Source organism: Clostridium beijerinckii HUN142, assembly GCF_000621745.1.
GTDB lineage: Bacteria > Bacillota > Clostridia > Clostridiales > Clostridiaceae > Clostridium > Clostridium beijerinckii_A.
Window position 1 is genome coordinate 82,468 of the sequence record NZ_JHXK01000011.1, and the last position, 25,862, is coordinate 108,329.

A 25,862-nucleotide genomic window follows, 5' to 3' on the forward strand; every position below is an offset into this window, starting at 1 on the left:
TGAGAGAGTATACTAAAAATTATCAAGCCCTCACTAAATCCTCCCTTCTTTATTTTCAAACTTAAATATTTCATATCTGGGATACCCAATAGCCACTTTTAATTTATCGTTAAATAATTTTTTAATTAGTTCTATAGAAGATGCATAAACAAGTTTATTTTCTGTCCCATCTTCATATCTTTGTATTGTTAGAAAAAATTCATCATTTTTATCCTTTAAATAAGTACTACAGCTGTCACAAGCTTCATCTATCTGTATCAAAGAATATTCTTTGTTAGTCTTCCACTCATTTAAATCATGGTCTTCAAAACTTGCACTAACCCATTGTGGCTGCTTTTCTAAAAAATAGTTTTTAACTGCATCTTTTTCAATAAATTTTTCAATTGAATCTGCCAATAAATATGGTTTGTTGTCATTATACTCTTTGCCATAAATCTTTCCTTTTGAATCAATTACCATGTATATTGATTCATTATAGTGAAAAGTTGCACAAGTAAAATAATATTCTTCATCAATTTCCTCTGCACCTACATAATAATCATAATCCATTGTACGTGGATTAAATTGAGAGCCTATCATATCTAAAGAAAATCCTTCAAAGGATTTTCCTAATTTATATGACATGCCAGCATAAAGCTTTTGAAATCTTATTACACTATCATACAATGGATATCCAATATCTTTTAGAACCTTAATTATAACTTCCTCATCTTGCGGTACCTTATGCCTTTTTGATTTATTAAGCATATTAATTGCTCTTGCACTTAAATTATACATTTCGCCACCTCATTTTTAAGCCCTCCTTTTGTACGTAGAAGAGCTGCATGAGGAAGATGCGAAAACTGAGATATTTGCAATAATTCAGCGTCTACTTCTTCTAAACTATCAATACCACTTTCTATTGAGACAATTCCCATTAACTTTAAAATTGTATTATGAAAATTTTCTATTTCTTTTGGATAGTTACTCATATTATCACCCTAACTTTTTTTATTCTTATTACTCTAAGTTTTAACAACAATCCCAATTATATGAGACCTTAATAAAACATTATAATTTGCAGCTTTTAAAAAGATTGTTTATTATTGCACTTTGGCATGTTCAAGAATTATTTACATATTTTTTTCATCATAATCTTTTACCTTTGCACATACCTCTTCAAACTCATCTTTACTTACTATTTCGTCCATTTCGCTTATGTCAATTGAGCCTTCTGCTAAGAAAAATCCCATATCTCTCTCTTCTCTATTTGATTCTATATACCTGTTATCACCTATCATTATTTGTCTTTCTGCATGTCCATTTACTATTTCCATATATGTATCATATTCTTTTCCATTCTCAAACCAATCCCATTTGAACTTTATATACGCTCAATCATTCCTTATCTAGTAACTTCTCCTATGGCAAGTTTTCTTTTCAATTCTGGATAAATCTTATAGTAAAGATTTTTACTCAAAATAGAATGATAAATAGCAAGAATTATAGTAACACCAATTAAAATAGCAGGTATTATATATAGTACAGGATTATTTAGAAAGAATCCGAACACGTCAAATTTTTTATCAATCCACTTTGCATATACGTAAACCATCAAAATTATAATAAAAACAGGAAATGCAAAAACTCCTGACATAATATTAACAATATTCATTTTTTTATGAATAGATTGAAAGTGCTCCTCACCAATATAGCGCTCTAACAAAAAGCATTGTTTGTCAAAGGAATCACTTTTTTGAACTTGAAGATTATTTTTAGTAATATGCTTATGTAAAATGTCTAACTCATTACTGAATTCTAAAGTTTCATATAATATTTTTCCAAAGCCCACAAATCTACCTCCATGTAATTCAATAAAATTATTTTCTTTTTCCCTCATTTACTATTTTAAAACCCAATCTGTAAATTCTTTAATAACTTCTTCAGGATTAGCTCGCTTGTTTTGTTCTGCAATCAAATCATAATATTCAAGTTCTGTATTATTAAAGGTATAGCTTTTCCAAACCTTTGTTCAATTACGCCTTCTTCATGGAGATTTCCTCCTAATTAATACTGCTGCTCTGTTTCTATGCTTATTATCAGTTATTCCATCAAAGTATAATGAATAACTTTTACCACAGGCCTTTAATTTACGAAGTATTATATTATCCATATTAAGTGTAATCTTTTCCCCTGAAACTTGATTAATATAACTCTTTTTATCTATATGCTGTAACCAGCATTCAATAAGTTCTCCAGATTTAACTACAAGCCATCCGTTACCTCCTTTTATTGGTTCATCATCGCTGCCATATGTAAAGGTTAATGCATATGTATCATTATCCAACTTCACACTTTCCATATAATATATAGAACATAATTGAGTAAATTCAAATAGCTTCTTTTCCTCTATATGTTTACCATCGATACCGTAAACTGCGTAGAATATTTCACTAGGCCTTTCTACATGAAATATGCTTCCGCCATTTGCAGTTACCTCAATTGTCTCATGATTTTTCCAATTGATAACAGAACTATTCTTTTCAAAATATGCATCCAAAAACATACCTTCTACTAAAACTTTACGTTCCCTAATAGATACTCCTTTATCATCAAGTAAGCGATGCAATATTACATTTTTATCAATTGTTGAAAAGGCCTGTATTCCTTCTTCATTATACAAGCATCTACTTACCAATGGCTCTTCTATTTTCACACGCTTTACCGACTGAAAGTATTTATTCTTAGAAAATTTATATTCACCTAGTTTTGTAGGTTTTTTATTAAAGGTTCCATCAGTATAAGATAATATCTTATCTCCATCTCTAAAAATATGCTCAGCTACTGATGCCATTAGTTTACAATCCTCAATATCTTTTCTATCCCCTATGGGCAAGCATACAACCTTGTTTAAAGATGTTTTGTTATATCCAATTACACACCAAATTTCATTATTTGGTCCTTCGAACAAATCATATGGTACTCCATCATATTCACAGTAGCATGTGGTTTGTAATTTTTCTAAGTCCAATTTAATATAGCAAAAGTTATCTTTATATTTATCTATTTCATCTAAATGTGATGAAATATCAGTTGCATCTTTATAATTATTTATACTAAAAAACACTTGATTTTTTGATGGTAAGTAACACATATCTCCTGTGCTCAGGCGATAATCAGCATCGATATATATACCATAAAATTCATCCATATGATAATTGCTAATTTTAAAAATATTATTATCTATAATTAAATCCTCCAAAGTTTTCCCTCCTAAATTCAATCTAATTATATCAACCACTTATTTGCTATTTCTTCAAACCAATCTACAAAATTATTTCATCCATTTATTATATAAAAGGTATATTCAAAACATTGTACATAGCAAGTAACCTAAAACCGCATGTTTCCCTCGTCAACATATATTCTTTTATCCTGCTATATCAGCTGATTCAAAACTTCCGTCGATATTTCCACAAACTATGATACAGTGCCCTGCAAACAAGTCTCCATCATAAAAGAAAATCTCAAACTCACCTTTAGGATAAACGCTTATAGTATCTAATTCTATGGATTTAATAAACATTTCTTCTGAAACTTCTTCAATTTCTGCTTCTTCATCAATCCAATCATTAGCAAGTTCTAAAAGTTCACTTGCAGCATAAGCTCTAACTTTAACACTCCAACTCTTTTGATTTTGGAAAAGTTCATGAGCAGTTTTAAGAGAATCTTTCATTTCTTCTTTATTATCTAGATCAAAATACAATCGTCCTTTTTCCTCTGCCCATGTGATATCAGTTTGAAAAGTCTTAATTCCCTTATCTAATTCAAATTTTCCAAGGATCTCATCTTCATAAAATACTGGCTTTAGTTCTTCAACTAATATGTCTTGAAGTTCTTCATCCTTATAGTCTGCATCTATGAGTTCTAATAGCATGAAGGCTCTTTCGCCTTTTCTTAGCTTAAGTTTAATTATTGAATTTCCTTTAATAGTCTTTTGCCATTCCTTTAAGCCTTCGTTATCAGTAAGCCACGATAAATTAATCTCCTCTTTTACTGATGGCTCATTGCTGTTTAAATCCTTCCAAGCAATAAGGTTTATAGACGCTCTCCATAATTCGTCTTTCCCTCCCTTTCCTGCACCAACTCCACTAGAAGCTGTTATAGCAGCTGCCTCGAATACTTCATCTGAAAAATTTTCATCAAATTTTTTTATCTCACTATTTTTACTCATGAATTCCTCCTATTTTAAGTAAATTATACTTATAACTGAAATTTCTCATTAAAATTGCCAGGATGTATTACCTTATATTCATTCTCATCTTCACCATTACCATGTGCAATAGCTACAATGCCTGATTTATAAATGTCATTATCTAAAAACTTTTCATTTTTTAGAATTTCCAAGACGTCATTTACATCTTCTTCAGGATTTTCTGATGTCATGAAAACAATTATGGAATTTGTATCGTCTAAGCTTATTTAAATCTTTCAAGAAATCAATTTTATTAATCTCAATGTAACAATCCATAAATCTCAAACCTTCTAATTCTGTAAAATACTTAAAATCATCTGTATTTAATAGGCTCTCATTTTTAGCATCTCAAATATGCATTTTTACGATATTCATCTGATAATAATTTGTTTTCCTCTAAATATCCTTTAACCTTCTTTTCTATATTTAACTGTGACAAAAACTCAAGTATTTCTTTTATAGGACCTGCATCTGTATACCATTCGTAATTCTCTGTGCACTCTTCAACTAATACTTCTAATTCTTTTTCAAATGATGGATTCTTATCTAATAAAGCATCAATCACTACAAGCTTGAAATTAAAGTCTTCAAATATTCCTGATTTATCTATATATTCTGCCATTCAAAAAAGCTCCTTTACCGCTATACCTTATATTATAATACTTATATTTCAACTTTCTCACACTAAATATTCCCTATCCAAATCCACCACATCTTTTGATTTGAGCATATGCATAACGGCATCACTCCCATTTCTTCTCACTAATTCTTCTTCTAATTCTGTTATAGGAACTAATGTATAAAAATCTATCTTCGCACCATCATCAAATACATATGGCGGAATATCATCAGATACGCATATCATAATTCTACTTAACTCAGTTCCATTCTTAAATGGAATTACAGCTCCTCCATTCTGCCCATTAGGAATGATTACTTCTTCATTTACAATACCTTCATATATATGTGGTAAATGGCCGATTAGCCTTAACATTTTAATAGGCCAATAGTTTTCTTCATCTTTGCAGGATTCTTGATCCAACTTCCAATCAGATGGTAACTTAATTAATAATTCAGCATATTTGTATTGGTTGTCTTCTGTTGAAAATCCCATTGGATATTCACACATTCCAGTGGTTACTAATGTAAAATAGTTTTTCTCTTTACTTGGCTTAATTACATTTACTTGTATGGATACTTTACTTCCAGGAACTATTTCATATATACTAGAATCAATACATCCTAAATATTTTTCTATATGCTCTACAACAACATCTCCATCATCTTCAATCATATCTTCTTCATAGTTCTCATAATCTTTGCTGCTCAATTTATACACCTCACCTTTCTATAGATACATTTAAACTTTTATAAAAATAAGAGAATTCTCAAACTATTTTTCTTCTCTCCACTTATCATTAGTTCCTGTTTTAGAAACTAATGCTTTGTTTACTTGATAAAGAATTTCACTAAAGAATCTTTCAGGCAGTGTTTCTATTGATACTATATTTTGCTTATAGGTTTTCTCATCCATATAAGCATATTTTGACATAGTTCCTAATTTATAAAAACATAAATCATAAACTGTTGCTTCTTCATTTTCATAGCCTACAGATACGCCGCTGAAATTCAGCCCAGATTCTACTTTATAACTACTGTCTTCTTTATAAAAAGCATAATAACCGCCACCATCTCCAATGGCTCCTCTAATCCAACCAAAGTCTGTTAGCTTGCCAAGCAAGGACAAACCATTTAACATAGTTCCACCAAAGCGTTCCACAGTATTTTTCTTCTTTTCTTCTTCTGTAACAGTAAATATTTCTCTATTTAGCTGTTCAAAAGGCTGTTTAATTTCATAGTTTTCAAATTGTTCTTTCCATAAAGCTATGTCTTCACTATTTAATTCAATAGGATGAACAATTCCTATTATCATTCCATCTTGTAATTCATACTCTTCCTCATCTTTAGTATTAAAGCTGCCATCCTCCATATATCTGAAACTTCCATTTAAAACATTGTCTTTATAAACACCCCAAACAAGACCTATAGCAAACTTATGCATAATAGGATTTTCAACAAAAAGTTTTATCCAAGATTCTTTTGTCCATTTTCTATTGCTAGATAAGGCCATTTCTAGACGAATCACTTGTATATTAGCAACTGTTTTTAACTGTTTCTTTAAATTTTTAAATTCTTCAGAAGCTTCCTTTGCCTTAACTTCATCATCCTTCTTAGCTGGAGTTGGCAGGCTTTTAAGCTTTTTGCCACTTTCATCAGTTACTTCTAAAGTAAGCTCTGGAGTAAGTGATGCTGTAAATTTTCTATTTCCATAATCAAAAACTCTTTCTCCCCTTACATCAAAGCCTAAATTTGTAACTATCCTATCAGAAAGCTCTTCTATGTCTATTCCAATTTGCTCTGCCGCAAATTTAAGAGCTGAAGCTGCTGCATTTTTAACTTGCTTAAATTTAAACTTTCTTGATATATTGTCTACTATTATCAAAGCCTCATTACTTCCATTTAGAGCAAGAGCCTTAACTGCTTCACTAGCTATTGTACCTCTTGAATTCTTAGGCCACTCTTCTATATTCTTTTTAATTAAACTTATTACTTCATAGTCTCCATAAACTGAAGCAAATGGTAGTACCCATTTTTTCTTACTTTCTGCATCTGCATCCAGCCACCTTTGTAGAATTTCTAAGGCAAGTTTAGATAAGTCCTTTTTATCTAAAAGTTCTCCTACCTTTAAAGCTTCACTACTTAATCCAATTTCAATACAAGAAGCATAACATACAAGCATATATTTTATAATTTCACTTTCTGCATAAGCTTCACTATCCTTAAACTTTACCTTTGTCAAAGTATCACAATTCAGCCATCTTAGAGTTGCTGCTTTATTCCCTTTTAAACCCTGCTTACAGTATTTTAAAATATCTAATTCTTCATTTTTTTCTTCCAAAGCACTTTCTAGATTTAAAGCTTCCCTTATAAGAGCTTTTATCTTTTCACTTTTTTCTACTTCCAAGGCTTTGTTTAAGGCTTCCAAAACTTTTTCATCACTGCTCTTTAAAAGCACCTTTACTGCCGATTCCCTAACTGCCTGTTTTTTTGAACTTAAGCTAGTTATCACCATCTGCTGCTTTATCTTGCTTGAGCTTAAAAGCTTTATTACTGTTTCCTTTACGACTTTAGAGGAATCGCCTAAATACTCTATAAGAGTTTTTGCACTTTTAGTCTCCTCAAGAGTTTTATTTAAAGTTTCTAAAATTCCCTTTCTACTTTCAGCATCACAATTAGGGATATTTTCTATTACCTCTTCTTCCTTTGTTTCAATTAACTTTTCTATAATTTTAACGGCTTGGCTACTTAAGCTATTTCTGACGTAATTACCAAATGCACAATGTCCTAAATAACTTATATAGTTTTTAATAGATGCTCCACAACTTACAAGTAGTTCAATGTAAGAATTCAAATCATCTTCCGATGCTTTTTTTCCCTCGTACTTAAGATAATCATTATACATATTTCTTAATATGTCTGGATTTCCTATGGCAATAAATATATCCATGGCCCTTGAAAACATCGAAGATTGATTTTTTAACCAAAATAGAATTTTAGAAAAATTAAATGAAGACATGTACATATCTCGTTTTCCAAATAAGCCTTCCAAAGACTTATCTATGTCACTAAAAGAGATATTTCCTTCTAAGTATTGTATAAAATCTTCGTAAACCTCTCTTTCAATACCATTCTTGTCCATAAACGTAGAAAATTCATGTATAAAAGCATCTTCTGCATCATTTAGGAATTCCTTACCTTCTCCTTTTTGCCAAAGGATGAAGGCCATATAAGCTTTATTCATGCCAAAACACATTTCTGTAGCTTTTTTAAATTCTCCTATGTGTTTATCTGCTTCTTCCTTTAATTCTTTTCCATAGGTATAGTTATAATTTAAATTGTTAGATGCTCCAAGCCATGCAATGTATGATTCTCTTTTAATTTGAAGCGCATCCACAAGGTTTGATATTACATTATATCTGTTATATTTTAGATAGTTATGTAAATCGTAAAAGAACTCTTTATAATCAAATTCTGCAGCAAATTTAGTAAATCTTCTTGCTATTTCAGATTCAACGCATATAGTACAACTAATTCCTATAAAAAACCTGAAAACATACTTATTAAGGTTCAAAACTAATCTGCTGTCATTTTTTAAAGTTTCCACTATCTCTTTTAAATCTGAAGTTCCCTCTTTTAAATATTCAATTAATGCATCTTTCTGCATTTCAGATATACTATTATTAAATAAATTTCCTATGGATTCAATCATGTCATTTTCTAACCACTGGAAATATTCTTTATCTTTTTCCTTGTAAGCTAAATAAGTTATTATTATAGCTTTTTCATTTATTTCGCTTATCTTAATAGCTTCTAAAAATGAATCTCTATGCTTTTCATAAAGACTATCATAAAACAATATAAATCCACGATCTAAAGTTCTTTCCTGCTCAGTAATAGATGTTGCGTAATAAGCTATAACGAAGACTGGGCTTAAACCGTATTTTAAAAACTCTTTATAATAAGAAGTTGGTTTATAATAACTTGTCTTATCTAAAGCAAAGAATAATGAAGACTTGCCCATTTTAAATAGTATTCTTAAATATTTTGATAAATAATCATTAGCTTTATGCTTGACTAAAGAATGATATACACTAACTACAGCATCTAGTACATCAATCTTTAACTGTTTCATATCTATACTAGGAAGTTTATTAAAGAAATCCTCTTCTTTGATGTTGCCTTCCACATATTCTTTAAAATCATCAATAACTTCATACGTTAAGCCTAAATCTAAAAACACATTACTTATTTTTTCCGTTAAATGCTGTTCCAATCCCATTTTACTTAACACTCCTCATCTACCTATACTTCATTAATAATTTTTATACCTTCTATCTTCATCTTACTTTCCCTACTTAACAATTATGTATTGTCTATATCTTATTTTTTGAGATTCTACTGAAATATTGATAATTATGATTAAAATCAGTTCAGTATTTTAGGAAATATCTTTTAAATATCATTATTTGTTACATCGCTATAAATTGTCATGATTGATAACTTCCATGCTACACCTTCATCTTCTTCTATTTTTGTTTTTAATAAGAATTCTTTTGTCTCCTGTGGAAGGGTTAAATTCACAATAGTTTCTCTCATTCTCTCTTTCCTTTCCATACTTTTTCTCCAACTTATTTAATTGTGTATTTTTTACTTATATATTCTCACCGTATAAATCTCTAATTTTCCTTATTTTAAAAGCCTTCTCTGCAATTTATCTTGCACTTAGCTCATGACCATATTCCACAACAACATACCAATATATTAAATCTGAAATATTATTATAATTTATATTCTTCTGGTAACTTGTCTCCAATCAATTGAATTAACCTTTTATAAATATGGCTACTTATAACATTTTTTTCTTCTAATCCAAATTCCATATCCTCTAATACTAATGGCTTTGAAAATTCTAACACTTCAATTTCCTTGTTATTAAATGCTGTTTTCTTATACTTTTTAACCTTAAGATTTTTCAAATTTGTTACATTATTCTTATTAACTTCCTTTAAAACCTCATCCTCAAATGAATAAACCTCAATTCCATTTATACTTAAAGCTTTAGAATTGTCTATTTCCCATTTAAATAATTCAATTTCATCATATTCTATATTCATGTAATAAATAAAACCCAAATTATTCTCCATAAATCCCACATAGGATTCTTCAAAACTTCCATAATAAATACTTCCTACAGACCACAATCCTGTAATTTCCATTAAACACCTCCCCATTAGACTATACCTCTTCAAACTCATTTTTGCTAACTATTTCATCCAATTCATTTGATTCAATTAAGCCTTATGCTAAGAAAAATCCCATATCTTCTCTATTTGAGGCTATATATCCGTTATCACGTATCATTATTTGTCTCTCAGCATATCCATTTACTTTTTCCATATACGTATCGTATTCTTTTCCATTCTCAAACCACTCCCATTTGAACTTTATATACATTGAATCATTCCTGACTGTTAAATTTTAACAAGGCAATTTTATATTAAATAAGGTTCTTTATTACTACTGCCGCTCTATTTCTATGTTTACTATCAATTATTCCATCAAAATATAATGAATAACTACTACCACAAGCCTTCAATTTACGAAGTATTACATTATTCATATTAAGTGTAATCTTTCTGCCTGTAACTTGATCAATATAACTCTTTTTATCTATATGCTGTAACCAACATTCAAGAAGCTCTCCAGATTTAACTACAAGCCAGCCGTTACCTCCTTTTATGGGTTCATCATCGCTGCCATATGTAAAAGTTAATGCATATGTATCGTTATCTAACTTCACACTTTCCATATAATATATAGAACATAATTCTGTAAATTCAAATAACTTCTTTTCTTCTATCCGTTCACCGTCAATGCCATAAACTACATAGAATATTTCGCTGGGTCTTTCTACATGAAATATGTTTCCGCCATTTGCTGTTACCTCAACTGTCTCATAATTTTTCCAATTGATAACAGGACTATTCTTTTCAAAATATGCATCAAAAAACATACCTTCTACATAAACTTTACGTTCCTTAATAGATACTCCTTTATCATCAAGCAAGCGATGCAATATCACATTTTCATCAATTGTTGAAAAAGCGTGTATTCCTTCTTCGTTATACAAGCATCTACTTACTAATGGCTCTTCTATTTTCACACGCTTTACTGACTGGAAGTGCTTATCCTTAGAAAATTTGTATTCTCCTAGCTTTGTAGTTTTTTTATTAAAAGTTCCATCAGTATAAGATAATATTTTATCTCCATCTCTAAAAATATGTTCAGCTACTGATGCCATTGGTTTACAATCCTCGATATCCTTTCTATCTCCTATAGGAAGACATACAACCCTATTTAAAGAAGTTTTCGAATATCCAATTACACACCAAATTTCATCATTTGGCCATTGGAACAGATCATATGGGACTCCTTCAGATTCGCAGTAACATGTGGTTTGTAAAGTTTCCACATCCATTTTAATATAGCAAAAGTTATCTTTATATTTCTCTAGCTGATCTAAATGTGATGCAATATTAGATACATCTTTATAATTATTTATACTAAAGAATATTTGATTCTTTGATGGTAAATAGTACATATGCCCTGTGCTTAGTCGGAAATCAGCATCAATATATATACCATAAAACTCATTGATATGATAATTGCTGATTTTAAAAATATTGTTATCTATAATTAAATCTTCCACAATCTTCCCTCCTAATATATTAAATATAAGAAATATTGCTTATAAAATTAAAATTTTGAGAACAATAAATCAATACATTTTTAAGTGCTACCTTTGCTAAAACTTGTTTTGAATATAAATATCTTCATAATCTTCTACCCTAATGTTTTAATAATTTCCTCGATTGATATAGGCATATAATTATTTGCATCAACACCTACATCGTATCTCTTTACTTCATTTTTTAGCATTTCAAGATTATATGTAATATCTGAATGTATATGTCCATGTAAATGAATAGAACCATGCCCTTTTTTGTTCCATTCCATTATAGGATAATGAAACAGTACAAATTTATAATTTCTATATTCAATTTCATGATAATCTTTAATCCATTGAAATAAGTCTTTATTAAAAGCATTATCGTCAATAAAATTATCATGATTTCCTTTTATTAAGTATTTAGTACCACATAATAATTGTAAATAATGATTGGCAATTATGCCGCCTTTCATAGTAAAATCCCCTAAAATATAAACTTCATCATTAGGTCTTATAACATTATTCCAATTTTTTATTAATCTTCCATTCATTTCATCTACCGTATGAAATGGTCTGTTTGTGTGCTTGATGATTTTTTCATGATTAAAATGTAAATCTGATGTAAAATAAATCATATTTCTCTCCTGATCCGCCAATATACTATTTTAATTTACCACTCTAACATTAATATATTAGGCAATTTCTACATAGTTTCATAATCAATCCAGGTTTCATCTATAAAACCACAATTTGTACACCTTGTGCTTATTGTAATCCAGCTAAAAGCATTTACCCATTCCTCTTCACTAAACTCTGTATCTTCACAATTTTCTAAGAAATCTTCTTTACCTCCAGATGAAATGGCTACTGATACTTCATGGTGCTCGTCATTACATTTTGGGCATCTCCATAATTTTTTAAATTTTTCCATTGGAAAATCTTCATATCCCTTAAATCCAGATTTGTCACCACAAACGAATCCATTCCAACCATGAAGATTATCATCAAATATTAAATGTACTTTCCCACATTTTTTACATTTGTATTCTATTGCTAAATAAAAAACGCCTTCATATTCACATAATGTAATAATTTCGTTCTCATATGCTCCAAGGTAACTTAAAGAAAATTCTTTGTTTCCGCATGTACAAGCAATATCTCCTGCCACAAAAAATTCATCATTCTTGCCTCCTTTAGGAATTAATATATTTTTAAGATGTGTCGGTATTGGTAAAATGCTTTTTTTCATTATTTATTCACTCCAATCTTCTAATAGTTTTTTATATTTCTCTATTATCTCGTGCAAATTCTTTTTCAATTAATTCATCAATTGACTTGCATACAATCTCATCACTTATAGCAAAATTACAGAGTTTAGTTCTAAGCAAATATAACTTTTACAAGTACCCAAGTTCATAATAATTATTAATTTGTGGATATTTTAATAGTATATATTTGATTAGCTCATATGAATTTTCATCATACTCTGATTTCTCATGTTCAAGCAAATATCTCCCATCAAGCAATTGAAAGACTTCAATTGCTGTAATTTCTTTGCATATAGCGTTTTCTAACAAATATTTAATGGGTTTAAGATCATCATCGTAATTAAATCCTAAAATATAACCATGAATAAGTTCTGAAGTATTCAATTTATCAAGCTTACTAAAACATTCTTCATCATATAATAAATCATCAATTAATTGTTTCTCCTCTTCATAGAGTCTAAGACGAATGGAATTATGTGTAGCTATGAGTAAATCTGCTATATTACAATCATTCCTTGCAAAAAACCACGGTGTATCAATGATTCCAATGTCTGAATTAAGTTCAAATCCATAGTTTATCAAATACTTAATGACATCAACATCTTTAAATTTAATTGCTTTTATCATAGCATTTTGTCCAGATTTATCCTTTAAATAGGGATTGGCTCCTTTATCTATCATATCTTTAAATATATCTAGTGGTAATTTATTAATAATTAAATTATGTAGTATTGTTCTTCCAAACTTATCTGTTTCATTAATATTTTCACTCGTATAATATTTAATAATTTCATCATATTGTTTTTCTTTAATCAATTTTTGAATCATATAATTCCCTCTTTCACTAATGCGTACTTTACTCAATTTCATTATCTTCTATATTTTTGCCACATTCTAAAAGGCCTCTAAAAATGAAATCTTCCATATTTTTAGATAATACTTTCATATATTCAGCATCGTGATACACAATTACAATTGGTATTTTAATTCTGCTCCATTGATTTCTAATAAAAATTCTTTATATATATTGGGAATGTTGTATTATTCTCTATTAATTATTGCAACATCAATTATTCTGCGGAGTGTTACTGATTTTCAGCACCACTCCGCAAGTTAAAATTTTTGAAAATTATACAACTTGCTCCAGTATGCTTGGATCTTTTATTTTACTATCTTCTGCTAAAATAGCAATTTTAGATATTATTTCCGCACTCTTTGGATCACTGTCTATAAGTGGTAAGAATAATTTTCCTCTTTGTCCAGAATGAATAGGAATTATGTTAATAGCACCGCTTCCCATCTTATGGACAACACCACTTCCTCTTTTGTTATAAAATTTTTACGTGAACCTGCCTGCTTTATATTAAAATATAATCTCATGATTTTTACCTATCCATTTTCCAATTAGCTGTAAAACCAGTCTTAGCTTCTAACGTTCTGTCCACATCATAAAGTATCTCGCTAAAGAATCTTTTGGGAACCTTCATTGGTACAATTGTATTCTCATCAGTTACTTCATCATAAACATAGCTTCCTCTTTCGACTGTACTTGCTTTGTAGAAAACAAGTTCATAAATAGTAGTTTCTTCATCTTCATAACCAACTCCAAGATACTCAAATTGAAGCTCTGCACCTATTCCTATTTTTTCATCTTCCTTATAAAACTGATAATAGCATCCTGCATCTTGTATTGAACCTCTATACCATCCCATTTTAGTAAGCTTACCTACAAGTGAAAGCCCATTAATCTTAGTTCCAGCAAAACGTTCTATATTCTTCATTTCCTTTTCTTCTTCAGTCACAGTATAAACTTTTCTTTGAAGCTGTGGGAAAGGCTGTACTATTTCATAATCTTCAAATTGCTGTTTCCAAGTTTCTAATATTTCTGAATCAAGTTCTAAAGGGTGTACAAGTCCTATAAAAGAATTGTCTATAAGATTATATTCTTCCTCATCAACTGTATTAAAACTACCATCTTCCATATATCTAAAGGTATCCTTTAGTTCTCCATCTTCATAAATACCCCATACCAAACCAAGAGAAAAATTATGCATTATAGGGTTTTCTACAAAAAGTTTTTCCCAATCTTTTTTCTTCCATAGTCTGTTTACTGCAAGAGCCATTTCTAGTCTTAAGCTTTGGGCTGAAACAATAGTTTTCATCTGTTTCTTTAAAGCTTTGAATTCATTTGCTGCCTCTTTAGCTTTTAGCTCATCATCAGATTTATTTGGTTTTGGCATAGTCTTAATTATTTTTCCAGTATTATCTGTAATCTTCAAAGAGAAATCTAAGCCTAAACTTACAGTAAAACTTCTGCTTCCAAAATCAAATACTCTTTCTCCCCTTTTGTCAAAACTTAAATCTGGTATTATTTTATCTGCTAAATCATCTTCAGTTAAATTAAACATCTTTGCTGCTGACACAAAAGCTTCTGCTGCTGCTTTTTTAATCTGTTTATGCTTAAATTTTCTAGCTATACTATCTATTATTATCAAGGCATCATCACTGCCATTTAAAGCTAAAGCTTTTACCGCCTCACAAGCGATAGCTCCTCTTGAAGTTTTTGACCAAACATCTATTTGAGTTTTTAATGTGTTTACTACATTGAAGCCTCCAATTGCTGAAACTAGAGCTAGTACCCATTTTTGTTTTGTATCTGCACCATTATTAATCCAAAGGTTTAGAATTTCACTTCCAAGGGCATCTAAATCAGCCTTATTGCACATTTCTATTACCTTTTCTGCTATAAGATTTCGTTCTACCACATTTTCAAGAGAGTATTTACTTATAATATAAGTTATTACATCCTTTGATAAAACATTTCCATCTTCATACTTTACGTCTGTGAAACCTTCTACAACCATCCATTCTGGTGCAGTATACGAAGTTTTCTTGAGCCTCTCACTGCAGTAACTACTTATACTATTAGCACTTTCAAGTATTTTGGCGTCTAAATAATCTGCATTTACAATGTTTAAAAGTAAAATCTTAACTTTTTCATTTTTTTCTTTCTCCGCAAATTTTTCGATTTCTGCTTTAAATTCTCTCATATCAAAATTCATTAATATTTTGGCAGCAATTTCTCGGGTTGCTGTCTTTTTGCTTGCTAATATCCATAAAACTTGCTTTTTGCATCCTTCATAAGAACTAAGTAGTCCTGCAATTTTATCTCTAATAAACTTTGAATTATCTGATAAACTTCTAACTAAAATCTCAGAATATTTTTCCTTATTAACTTTAAATAAAGCCTCAAGTACAACTTCTTTTGACTCACCTTTTAAATCCTCTGCAATATTTATAATCTCAGTATTTTCTTCATGACATAACATTTTTAAATATTCCTTGGCTTTTGGATTTAAAACTGCATCAGCAACTAGAATTAAGTGCTTTTCATTTATCCCTTCACTTAAAAGTTTTTTTGCAAAACTTATGTAACTTATATCATTATATCCAGTTACATATGATATAACTGAAGCTACTAAGGCATATTCTCCAATATTAACTGATATATATATAAATCTATGTATAATATCTCTAATTTCATCTATAGAATACATTAATTGAAAACAGAGACCATGATATCGCCATATATAACCACTATGTCCATCAAATTTCTCAGTCCTATGAAAAAAGTCCTCTAATAAATCTTCATTTTTGCCTTCTAATACATACTCTAGTATTTTAGCTTTTTCTTTTCTCTCTAAAATTTCTAATGTTCTATCAGTACATATGAAAAGATTCAAAATTATTCCTATAACATTTTTTAAGTTTTCAAGATCTGCTTCTTCCTTAGAGTAGCTATAAATAAAATAAGCAAGTAAGAATACTTCTAAATCATGAAAATTATCTTGACCAAGCTTCTTTTTCTTTAAAGCTTCAAAAGTTTCTCTAAAAACTAAAGGTATTTCTTTTATCCTTTCTTCTATCTCTTCACGTATCTTCTTATTTTCTTCTCTAACATATATACTTATTAATCTATGTACATATAGCTTTTTATCAATATTAAATCTATTTGCAATATCATAACTTTGTGCTGTTTTATCATAAAAACAAATAAATTCTACTAATTCATAAAATAACATTCTTCTATTAGTGCTTTTACTAATGATATTGCTGACAACTTCCTTTAAATCCTCATTTTTATCGCAAGCATAAGAGAAAAAATCAATTAGAGCTGTTTGCTTATCTTTTAAATATTTATTTATATTATCTGCATCTTCAAAATTATGTTTTATAAATTCTTCTTCATTCTCTGGTAAACTACAGCCATTTTTAATTGCTAAGGCTGCTAATGACAATTTAGTAAACTCGTCTTCTGCTTCTAAAAAAGTTTTTGATAATATTTCCTTGTCTTCTGATACCATTTCTTCAACGATTGTAATTACTTCTATTACATTTCTACGATAAAGACAATTTTTTATAAGCCATAATAGAAGCTTTTCTTTATGTTCCATAGGTTTTAAATAATTTACAGTTTTAGATACAGAATAAAATCTTCCATTTATTATTTGAAAGAAGCTTTCTCCTCCTATAGCAAAGAATACATTTATTATTCTATTAAAAATTTCTTCTTTCTCTATAAAACCGTCCATTAGCTTCCAAAAATCTGCTCTTATGTTATAGTGACTTCTAAGAGCCTTTTCCATATTATATTTATGAAATTCTTCTAAATTTAAAGAATTTTCTTCACTTTCAATATAAGCTTTAATCTTTATAATTTCTTCATCTTTTATAGTACAGTTACAAAGCTTAACCTTTAGTAAATTTAATAATTCATCCATTTATTTTTCCCCCATTTATTTATTCTAAAATTTAAAATAAATCTTATTTCAGCGAACTATATTCATAAGTTCAAGTTTAATCTGAGATATTTATATGAATAAAATTATACCATACCTTTCTATTTATCATAATAATTGTAGTTTAAACTAAAATATGTTAAATTGTTCTTTCTTAAATTCTCAATGGTTTTCCTATAAATTTCTATATAGTTTGTCTTGTTTAAAAATAGCATGTCTATAGTAAGTTCAGTAAGTTTTACGAAATAAATGTGCATTATTACTCAATCAAAGCCTCATTATCACTTAATATTTGATTATCGATGATTCCATTATGTAACATCCATTTAATTACTACCTTTTTAACACATGTAAACTTTACCATAATTGATAAAAATGGTATAATTTAAGACATAATAATTAATATACATTGTTAAAGAGTTAAGGGGGAGTTTTTATGGCAAAAATTATGATTGCACCAAGTAAATACATTCAAGGTAATGGTGAATTAAAAAATATTGCAGAATACGTATCTGTACTTGGTGAAAAAGCATTATGCTTGATTAGTGAAAGTGGCTTAAAAAGGGTAAAAGATACTATAGACAAAAGTTTTGAGACTGAAAATATAGGTGTAAAATATGATTTATTTAACGAAGAATGCTCTATAACTGAAGTAAATCGTATTATCAAAATTTGTGATGAAAATCAATTAACTGTTCTCATTGGTATTGGCGGTGGAAAAATTATTGATACTATTAAGGCTGTTGGATATTATGCAAATCTTCCTGTTGTAATTGTACCTACCATAGCTGCTACAGATGCTCCATGCAGTGCTTTATCAGTTTTATATACTGATGATGGCGTCTTTGATAAATACTTATTCTTAAAGCAAAATCCTAATATAGTTTTGGTTGATACTGGTATTATTGCAAAAGCTCCAGTTCGTCTTTTAGTATCTGGTATGGGTGATGCCTTAGCGACATATTTTGAAGCAAGAGCTTGTGAAAAATCCAATGCTGGAACATGTGCTTTTGGTACTACTACTATTACAGCTCAAGCATTAGCTAGACTATGCTATGATACATTAATTACTGAAGGATATAAGGCAAAACTTGCTGTAGAAGAAGGAGTTTGTACAAAATCAGTAGAAAAAATAGTTGAAGCTAATACTCTTCTTAGTGGTCTTGGATTTGAAAGCGGTGGTATTGCAGCTGCTCATGCTATCCATAATGGTTTAACTGTATTGCCAGCTTGCCATCATATGTACCACGGTGAAAAAGTTGCATTTGGTACATTAGCTCAATTAGTACTTGAAAATGCTCCAATGGATGAAATTGAAGAAGTATTAGATTTCTGTACTAGGGTTGGTCTTCCAGTTACTTTAAAACAATTAGGTATCGATGAAATAAAACCAGAAGAAATTATGGAAGTTGCAAGAGCTGCTACTTCAAAAGAAGATACTGCACATAACATGCCATTTGAAGTTACCCCTGAAGATGTTTACGCTGCTATTTTAACAGCTAACAAATTAGGACATGAATACATGTAAGAATTAAAAAACTGTAGGCGGATAAGATTTCTTTTTTGTTCTTTTTGGAATATAAAAATTATTCAATAAATTTTTTTAAGTTGTCTATAGGTTTTACTAGAATATAAATTCCTATAAAATAAAAAAAGGCTTAAAGTAAGTAAATATTTGCTCACTTTAAGTCTTCTTTATATTAGCCTAAACACATCTTTCAGAAATTTTATATATATTATTTAAACATTCATTAGTTAAATCTTCAACTTTATTCTTAATTTATTCATACTTAAGTTTTATAACACCGTATGTTTCTTTAATAGCTGATTCTGGCAAAATATCATGGAACAGATTAATTAAAAAAGTCTTACATATTAAATCGATTTCCGCCTTAGGATAAGACATACCATCTTTCTCAGCTCAGACTGAAAGCATCTATAAATTCGTTTGAGCAAATTCACTCCTACGATTACTACATTCATTTCCAGAAAAGATGTATAGGTTCCTAAAAATTAAAATCTGTAGCATATCACCTCTTAGTTCATAAACTACTTATATGAAAAACTATAATGTAAAGGAGTAATTATGCATAATGGTTATTTGAGGGATGATATGGCAACTCCCAGTATTGTTTCTTTAGTACGTGGAGATGTAAATGGTGATGGAATACCTGATAATGTGTATTTAACAGGTATAAAAACATCAGATAGTCCATTTACTCAAAACATTACCCTTGTAATACAGGATGGAAAAACAAGCAGATTTATAAGCGTTCCTCTCATTGACAATTCAGAATATAGTCCAAAGCTTTCTTTAGGTAAATTTACCGATAATGGTATATATGATATTTTCATAAGTATTAATTCAGGTGGAAGTGGCGGAATAATGTATTACTATATTTATTCCTTTATAGACAATAATCCACAATTGCTGTTTGATTTTAATTCATACAATGAGGAATACGACTATAATGTTACTTATAAGGATAACTATAAGGTTGAGGTTGTCAGTAGACAAAATGATAAAAACTACATTATAGATATATCCAATAGTAGAGATGATGAATATTTACATGAAATATATTATGAGAACGGTAAGCTTAAAAGTCCAATTAGTGGATTTGTAAATCCTTTGAGTGGCTTATATCCAGTAGATTTTGATTCAAATAATGTTTATGAGCTGCTAGCCTATCAAAGGATAGCTGGAAGATATAACGCAGATTCTTTAGGTTATGTTTTAAATACCCTAAAGTGGAAGAATAATATGTTTATTTTAGATAATCAGTATGTGGCAATTTTTTAATAACACCACTTATTGATTCAAACTATGTACATCCCTTTTTTTCTTAATAAGCTACGCTTTGGTTGATATAATATAATCATATCTATGACTACAATGTGGATATAGATATGATTAAATATAATACTTATGTGCTATCTATATTTTGTAAAACATGCCATCAAAAAACATTTCGTCCTTTTAAATTCTTAACTTTTTAAATTGTGAAAAAGTTTTATTTAAAACAATGTTCCTTTAAGAGAATATCATACAATATATCTTTCACAAATGTTTATAAACTTCCGAATCTATGATACAATCAAGTGTAAAATTCTACGATATATAACATAATATAAATGATTATAAAATTTAATCATATGAAAAACGAGGTAATAAAATGATAAAAATTGATAACTTGTCGTACTCATTTCCAAATAAGGATCTATATCATAATATTTCATTTACTTTAGAAAATGATCAGCATTGTGCTTTTATAGGTTCTAGTGGTAGTGGAAAAAGTACACTAATAGATATAATCATGGATCCTGAGAACTATATGTTTGATGGTACTCTAGAGATTGATCCAAATTGCAGGATTGGATATGTGAGTCAGTTCTGTGAGGTAGACAACACAAAAGAAACAACAGTTTTCGAATATTTATGTGAAGATTATATTAAACTACAAAATGAGATAACTTCTATTTGTAGCTTAATGGAAACCTCTTCTGATATTGATGCCCTACTAGAAAAATATCAGGAAGCTTTAGATGCTCTTGACGTAATCGGTGGAGATGATTTTGAAAGCACTCTTAGTAAGAAATTAAATCTTGCAAACCTAAGTAAACTTAAGGATTCAAAGATATCTGATTTAAGTGGTGGAGAATTTAAGCTTATCCAAGTAATTAGGGAAATGCTTAATAGTCCAGACTTAATGATTATGGATGAACCTGATGTATTTTTAGACTTTGAAAATCTTAATTCTCTTAAAAACCTAATAAATTCTCATAAGGGAATAATGTTAGTTATTACTCACAATAGATATCTATTAAATAATTGTTTTAATAAAATTATTCATCTAGAAAATCATGAACTCCAAGAATTTGATGGAAGCTATATAGACTATAACTTCACATTGCTTCAAACTAAAATCGAGCTTCAAGAACTGTCTGTTGCTGATGATGAAGAAATTGAGAGAAATGAACGCATAATAAAGCGACTAAGAGATAGAGCTGAAGTTACAGGGGAAACTGCTGCTGGAAGGTATCTAAAAGGTAAAATGAAATTCCTAGAAAGATTAGAAGCACGTAGAATAAAAAGACCTTTTGTTGAGATTAAGCAGCCTTATATCCGTTTAACTACTAACAATCAAGTTGAAGAAAAAGTAGCTCTAAAAGTTAACAATTATAGTGCTGGCTTTGATGAGATACTTTTAGAAAATGTTAATTTTGAGATTAAATCTAACGATAAAGTAGCTATTGTTGGGTTAAATGGTACTGGAAAAACTACTTTGCTTAGAGACATCTATAAAAATGGCAACCCTGCTATTGAAATAGATTCTGAAATTGAAGTTGCATATTTATCACAGCTTCAAGGAGAAATATTAAATGAGTCTAATACAATACTTGAAGAATTCCTAGATGCAGGATTTAAAACTTATGATGATGTTGAAACTTACATTTCAAACTATGATTTTGAAGAAGAAAGAATCAACCAAAAAATAAAAGATTTATCTGGTGGAGAGAAAAATATACTTCAACTAGCTAAAATTTCTGCAAGCAAAGCAAATATGCTGCTTTTAGATGAGCCAACAAGCCATTTAGATATATATTCACAAATGGCCCTTGAAGAAGCCATAGAAAAATATAATGGTGCTATTTTAATGATATCTCATGATTACTATTCTATAATTAATTGCGTAGATTATGTTTTACTCATTGAAGATAAAACAATCAGAAAAATGAATATGAGAAAATTTAGAAAGATGATTTATGCGAAATACTTTGATAAAGACTATTTAGAAATTGAACAAAAGAAAAGAGATTTAGAAATGAAAATAGCCATCTCTCTAAGAAACACAGATTTTGAACGTGCAAAAGCCTTATCTGAAGAGTTAGAAGCACTGATTAAATCGCTTTAATCATGATAAAAAATGGTATCTCACTAACATATATTCTTCTTTAAAAGGGCAGATTAACTACATATAATCAAATTAATTTTAAATATCATAAAAGAGGTGTACTATGATAGCGGAAAAAAAGCTCGCAGAAAAGCGATTAACAGAAGCTTATAAGAATGCTAAAATTGAATATTTTGATAACAACTCTAAATACATATTTTTCAGTGATTGCCATAGAGGTGATGGTACACCCTCTGATGAATTTGCAAAAAATCAAAATATCTTTTTATTCGCATTAGAATTCTATTTTAATAATGGATATACTTATGTTGAAGTTGGGGATGGAGATGAACTTTGGGAACACTCTAACTTTAAACATATAAGACTTGCACATGATGAAGTATATGCTCTATTAAAAAAATTCTTTGATTCTGATAGATTGATTATGTTATATGGTAATCATAATGTACACTTAAAATATAGCAATTTTGTAGAAAAGAATTATTATAAATTCTACGATGAATATAACGAAGAAGAAATAGAGTTGTTTCCTGGGATTACACCATATGAGGCAGTAGTCTTTAAACATAAAAATACTGAACAGGAAATACTAACTGTTCATGGTCATCAGGGAGACAGAATGAATGACAATTTGTGGCGTTTTAATATGCTTACAGTAAGATATTTTTGGAAATTTCTTCACTCAATAGGATTCATAAATCCTGCAAGCCCTGTAAAGAGTTCCGAAAAGATTCATAAAATCGAGCGTATTTATAGTCATTGGATTAAAATGAACAAAATTATGATCATCTGCGGACATACTCATAGACCCCATTTTCCAAAAGTTAAGGAGTTGCCTTACTTCAATGACGGATCATGTGTTAGAGCAAGCGGGATACAAGGCATTGAAATAGTAGATGGAAAAATAATGTTGATTGAATGGAGAATCAGAACTGATTCAGAGGGTGTTCTTCATATAAAAAGAAAAATATTAAGAGGTCCAGAGCAAATTGAAAAATTTGATCTAAGAAATAATAAAACAAGTATGAAATAAACCATAACATCATCAAGTTTTTCTAAAACATGTTATTTATTAAAGCTGAGACTTTCTAAATAAAAGAAAATATCAGCTTTATAAAACTACTAATTTACTGACTGCTGCTTAATCTTAAGAATTCCCTACAATTTTATTATGATCTACACCAGCTTTATTTAAAAGTTGTTTCACTGATTCACTTTTTACATTAAACAAAGTATTTTTACATACATAAAATATACTACAATATATGCTCTTCTATCTTCATCCAATTTTATAAATTAGATTTCTACTTAAATTTTATAATTTTCTCACTATTATACTAATGGCCTTTGAACTTTATCTTCAAATATATCTTTAATAGCCTTTTTATTATCATCATTATAAAGTCTATCTAATAATAAATTATAGTATGGATCATTTACGCCTGTACAATAATAAGTAATTTTATATTTATCTACAAATAATCTATGAACCTTATCAAGTTTATAAATTTGATTCTCATCTATATCTTTTGATAATTCAATTGTATCTCCATCGTTCATTATAATAAAATATTTAAACTCATATGATGAGCCATTTTTACCTGTTCTCTTTGTACAGTATGATTGTATTTTATCAACATTTTCAAATTTATAATTCTTCTCTTTTGATACAGCTCCCCCTACATAAAACCCATCATAAGTTATATTTATATATGAATGTAGCATGCTATTTAGTCCAATTGTTCCTGTTATAATGCAAATCAAAGTCAATGTCACAGCTAACTTTGATATACGTCTTTTCAAAAAACAGCATCCAATTGTTACAAAGATAATTCCCAGGCTGATAGCGACTATAAAGTCATACCTTAAAGAATTACTAAGAAAAACTAATGTATCAAATTTTGAAAAATTTAATTCAGATATATGTGTTACCTTTGTTCTCAATGCCTCTTCTATTAGCCATACTATCAAGACAAATATTCCAGTAAGAATAAAATATAACAGCATCTTAAGTGCTTCTAGAATTCTTTTGAGTTTTCCTTTGAATCTTTTATAACTTTTATATTTCATATTTATTTTCCTCATATTTTAATAATAATTTATATGATAGCTCATTACACTTAAAATATCAGACATCTGTATATAATAAGGCATAACATCTGCAAGTTTCTCCTTAAATCTTTTTATTCTATTTATTATTTCTTTCATCGAATCCGCTCTTCAGATTTTTCTAGCTTCTTATATTTATTATAACATATATTTACATAAGATAATTAACCATAAGAATTTCACTTTATAATAGCCATCCGCTTTAGATTTATATACAACTTTAGTCTTTTAGCATTGAACTTCCATATATAATCCTGCTGTTTAAGTAATATTTATTGAGACATAGAAGTAAACTAGAAGTTTTATATTATTAATATATCCCCTATATGTGCCCCATTAATATTTAGAAAATAGATTAGCATCTAGTGAATTGGGAATCCTTCTGCTTTGTATTTCTTGCTACTTAAATAGTTCTCTTACTCAAAATTCTTTAAATATAGATATTATTTTAAGATTAATTGTTGCTGGCTCTGGTACAGGCTTAAGTATCGCAACCTTAATAGCCTCTACAATGGCTAACGTTCCTGTAGGCAAAATAGGAATAGCTTCTGGAATAAACAATATGACAAGAACACTTGGAACTATACTCGGGGTTACTTTATTTTTAACTATATTTACATCAAATATAACTATCCAGATGTCTGATGCTAAGGAATCTGTCGTTCAAACAATACAAAATAAATGATACTGTATTTGATGATGAGGCTAAACTACAGATGATTTCTTCTATCAAAGTAAGTAGTAATAAAAACGTTAGTCTTTCAGAAATATTAAATACAATTGATGAAAAAGAAACTGCTGTGTTAGCCTTATCGCCAACAATAGATGAAAATTAAATCAAAGAAAGTTTTGAGGCTCAAAAGAAAGAAATACAAGAAATAGTATCTAATATCCAAGATACTTTTTTGACATATACTGTTAAATCATTTAGTTTTACATTTAAGGTGGGTGCTTCAATTTTTTACCAAGAATACTTTTTGCATTATTTAGTGATAAGAAGAGAAATCATGGTATAGAAAATAAGTCGTTTGTCGAAAACATAGATAATGTATAAGTAAACCAATAATAAAAATGTGCTGCATAATAACCGCAACACATTTTTATGATAATAGCCAATATATTGTTTTTCAAAAAGATTAATTTATAGATACTAAGAACTACTCTTCTGTTTAATCATCTTTTATT

At 29.0% G+C, this 25,862-nt stretch carries 25 protein-coding genes; 5 read left to right on the forward strand and 20 right to left on the reverse strand.

From position 1 onward, the window contains the following. Nucleotides 1-33 precede the first annotated feature (33 nt). The 19 genes from T483_RS0105930 to T483_RS0106025 form a co-directional block, all read right to left on the reverse strand. Entirely contained in the window at nucleotides 34-777 is a 744-nt protein-coding gene (locus T483_RS0105930) for a hypothetical protein (protein WP_035790039.1), read from the reverse strand. After that, the gene (locus T483_RS28760; RefSeq protein WP_035790053.1) at nucleotides 765-971 is read right to left on the reverse strand and encodes a hypothetical protein; all 207 of its coding nucleotides are present in this window, start codon (nucleotides 969-971) and stop codon (nucleotides 765-767) included. Before T483_RS28760 ends, T483_RS0105930 begins: the two co-directional genes overlap by 13 nt. Nucleotides 972-1,112: 141 nt before the next feature. After that, a complete protein-coding gene (locus T483_RS28765; RefSeq protein WP_026886023.1) occupies nucleotides 1,113-1,316 on the reverse strand; it encodes a hypothetical protein in 204 nt (67 codons plus the stop codon). Between the two features lie 68 nt (nucleotides 1,317-1,384). Continuing rightward, on the reverse strand, nucleotides 1,385-1,879 hold the full coding sequence (locus tag T483_RS0105945; RefSeq protein ID WP_242841810.1) for a DUF6097 family protein: 495 nt from the start codon (nucleotides 1,877-1,879) through the stop codon (nucleotides 1,385-1,387). Nucleotides 1,880-2,026: 147 nt separating this feature from the next. Further along, nucleotides 2,027-3,241 (reverse strand): hypothetical protein, encoded by a 1,215-nt coding sequence (locus T483_RS0105950; protein ID WP_026886025.1) that lies wholly within the window; start codon nucleotides 3,239-3,241, stop codon nucleotides 2,027-2,029. A gap of 168 nt (nucleotides 3,242-3,409) precedes the next feature. Continuing rightward, nucleotides 3,410-4,213, reverse strand: coding sequence for a DUF2262 domain-containing protein (locus tag T483_RS0105955; protein ID WP_026886026.1), 804 nt, complete (start codon nucleotides 4,211-4,213; stop codon nucleotides 3,410-3,412). A gap of 29 nt (nucleotides 4,214-4,242) precedes the next feature. Further along, entirely contained in the window at nucleotides 4,243-4,425 is a 183-nt protein-coding gene (locus T483_RS0105960) for a hypothetical protein (protein WP_026886027.1), read from the reverse strand. A 149-nt stretch (nucleotides 4,426-4,574) separates the two neighbouring features. Further along, a complete protein-coding gene (locus T483_RS28770) occupies nucleotides 4,575-4,856 on the reverse strand; it encodes a DUF6892 domain-containing protein (RefSeq protein ID WP_051560298.1) in 282 nt (93 codons plus the stop codon). A 57-nt stretch (nucleotides 4,857-4,913) separates the two neighbouring features. Beyond that, a complete protein-coding gene (locus tag T483_RS28775; RefSeq protein ID WP_051560299.1) occupies nucleotides 4,914-5,564 on the reverse strand; it encodes a suppressor of fused domain protein in 651 nt (216 codons plus the stop codon). Nucleotides 5,565-5,627: 63 nt separating this feature from the next. Beyond that, a complete protein-coding gene (locus T483_RS0105975) occupies nucleotides 5,628-9,134 on the reverse strand; it encodes a DUF4132 domain-containing protein (protein WP_026886028.1) in 3,507 nt (1,168 codons plus the stop codon). Nucleotides 9,135-9,307: 173 nt separating this feature from the next. Next, nucleotides 9,308-9,469: a hypothetical protein gene (locus T483_RS30910; RefSeq protein ID WP_155268454.1), complete on the reverse strand. Its 162-nt coding sequence runs from the start codon at nucleotides 9,467-9,469 to the stop codon at nucleotides 9,308-9,310. Between the two features lie 164 nt (nucleotides 9,470-9,633). Further along, nucleotides 9,634-10,071 (reverse strand): hypothetical protein, encoded by a 438-nt coding sequence (locus T483_RS31520; protein WP_026886029.1) that lies wholly within the window; start codon nucleotides 10,069-10,071, stop codon nucleotides 9,634-9,636. 82 nt (nucleotides 10,072-10,153) lie between these two features. Continuing rightward, nucleotides 10,154-10,309, reverse strand: a complete 156-nt coding sequence (locus T483_RS32050) for a hypothetical protein (RefSeq protein ID WP_242841811.1) — start codon at nucleotides 10,307-10,309, stop codon at nucleotides 10,154-10,156. Nucleotides 10,310-10,352: 43 nt separating this feature from the next. Then, complete coding sequence (locus T483_RS0105995) at nucleotides 10,353-11,564, reverse strand: hypothetical protein (protein WP_026886030.1); 1,212 nt, start codon at nucleotides 11,562-11,564, stop codon at nucleotides 10,353-10,355. 134 nt (nucleotides 11,565-11,698) lie between these two features. Next, on the reverse strand, nucleotides 11,699-12,220 hold the full coding sequence (locus tag T483_RS0106000; protein ID WP_026886031.1) for a metallophosphoesterase: 522 nt from the start codon (nucleotides 12,218-12,220) through the stop codon (nucleotides 11,699-11,701). Nucleotides 12,221-12,288: 68 nt separating this feature from the next. After that, nucleotides 12,289-12,834, reverse strand: coding sequence for a hypothetical protein (locus T483_RS0106005; RefSeq protein WP_026886032.1), 546 nt, complete (start codon nucleotides 12,832-12,834; stop codon nucleotides 12,289-12,291). A gap of 148 nt (nucleotides 12,835-12,982) precedes the next feature. Next, on the reverse strand, nucleotides 12,983-13,681 hold the full coding sequence (locus T483_RS0106010) for an ankyrin repeat domain-containing protein (protein WP_035790042.1): 699 nt from the start codon (nucleotides 13,679-13,681) through the stop codon (nucleotides 12,983-12,985). Between the two features lie 301 nt (nucleotides 13,682-13,982). After that, a complete protein-coding gene (locus T483_RS30915; protein WP_155268455.1) occupies nucleotides 13,983-14,153 on the reverse strand; it encodes a hypothetical protein in 171 nt (56 codons plus the stop codon). Nucleotides 14,154-14,238: 85 nt separating this feature from the next. Next, nucleotides 14,239-17,634, reverse strand: a complete 3,396-nt coding sequence (locus tag T483_RS0106025) for a DUF4132 domain-containing protein (protein ID WP_026886034.1) — start codon at nucleotides 17,632-17,634, stop codon at nucleotides 14,239-14,241. A 454-nt stretch (nucleotides 17,635-18,088) separates the two neighbouring features. Here T483_RS0106025 and T483_RS0106030 point away from each other — a divergent pair, with 454 nt between their 5' ends. The 4 genes from T483_RS0106030 (at nucleotide 18,089) to T483_RS0106045 (ending at nucleotide 23,601) form a co-directional block, all read left to right on the forward strand. After that, on the forward strand, nucleotides 18,089-19,180 hold the full coding sequence (locus tag T483_RS0106030; protein WP_026886035.1) for a glycerol dehydrogenase: 1,092 nt from the start codon (nucleotides 18,089-18,091) through the stop codon (nucleotides 19,178-19,180). A gap of 558 nt (nucleotides 19,181-19,738) precedes the next feature. After that, the gene (locus T483_RS0106035) at nucleotides 19,739-20,455 is read left to right on the forward strand and encodes a hypothetical protein (RefSeq protein WP_026886036.1); all 717 of its coding nucleotides are present in this window, start codon (nucleotides 19,739-19,741) and stop codon (nucleotides 20,453-20,455) included. A 373-nt stretch (nucleotides 20,456-20,828) separates the two neighbouring features. Then, complete coding sequence (locus T483_RS0106040; protein ID WP_026886037.1) at nucleotides 20,829-22,568, forward strand: ABC-F family ATP-binding cassette domain-containing protein; 1,740 nt, start codon at nucleotides 20,829-20,831, stop codon at nucleotides 22,566-22,568. A gap of 103 nt (nucleotides 22,569-22,671) precedes the next feature. Next, a complete protein-coding gene (locus T483_RS0106045; RefSeq protein ID WP_026886038.1) occupies nucleotides 22,672-23,601 on the forward strand; it encodes a metallophosphoesterase in 930 nt (309 codons plus the stop codon). A 299-nt stretch (nucleotides 23,602-23,900) separates the two neighbouring features. Here the strand turns inward: T483_RS0106045 and T483_RS0106050 are convergent, their stop codons facing one another. Further along, on the reverse strand, nucleotides 23,901-24,638 hold the full coding sequence (locus T483_RS0106050; RefSeq protein WP_026886039.1) for a hypothetical protein: 738 nt from the start codon (nucleotides 24,636-24,638) through the stop codon (nucleotides 23,901-23,903). A gap of 409 nt (nucleotides 24,639-25,047) precedes the next feature. Between T483_RS0106050 and T483_RS32055 the strand changes: the two genes are divergently transcribed. After that, on the forward strand, nucleotides 25,048-25,362 hold the full coding sequence (locus tag T483_RS32055) for a hypothetical protein (protein WP_242841812.1): 315 nt from the start codon (nucleotides 25,048-25,050) through the stop codon (nucleotides 25,360-25,362). The last annotated feature ends 500 nt before the right edge of the window (nucleotides 25,363-25,862 follow it).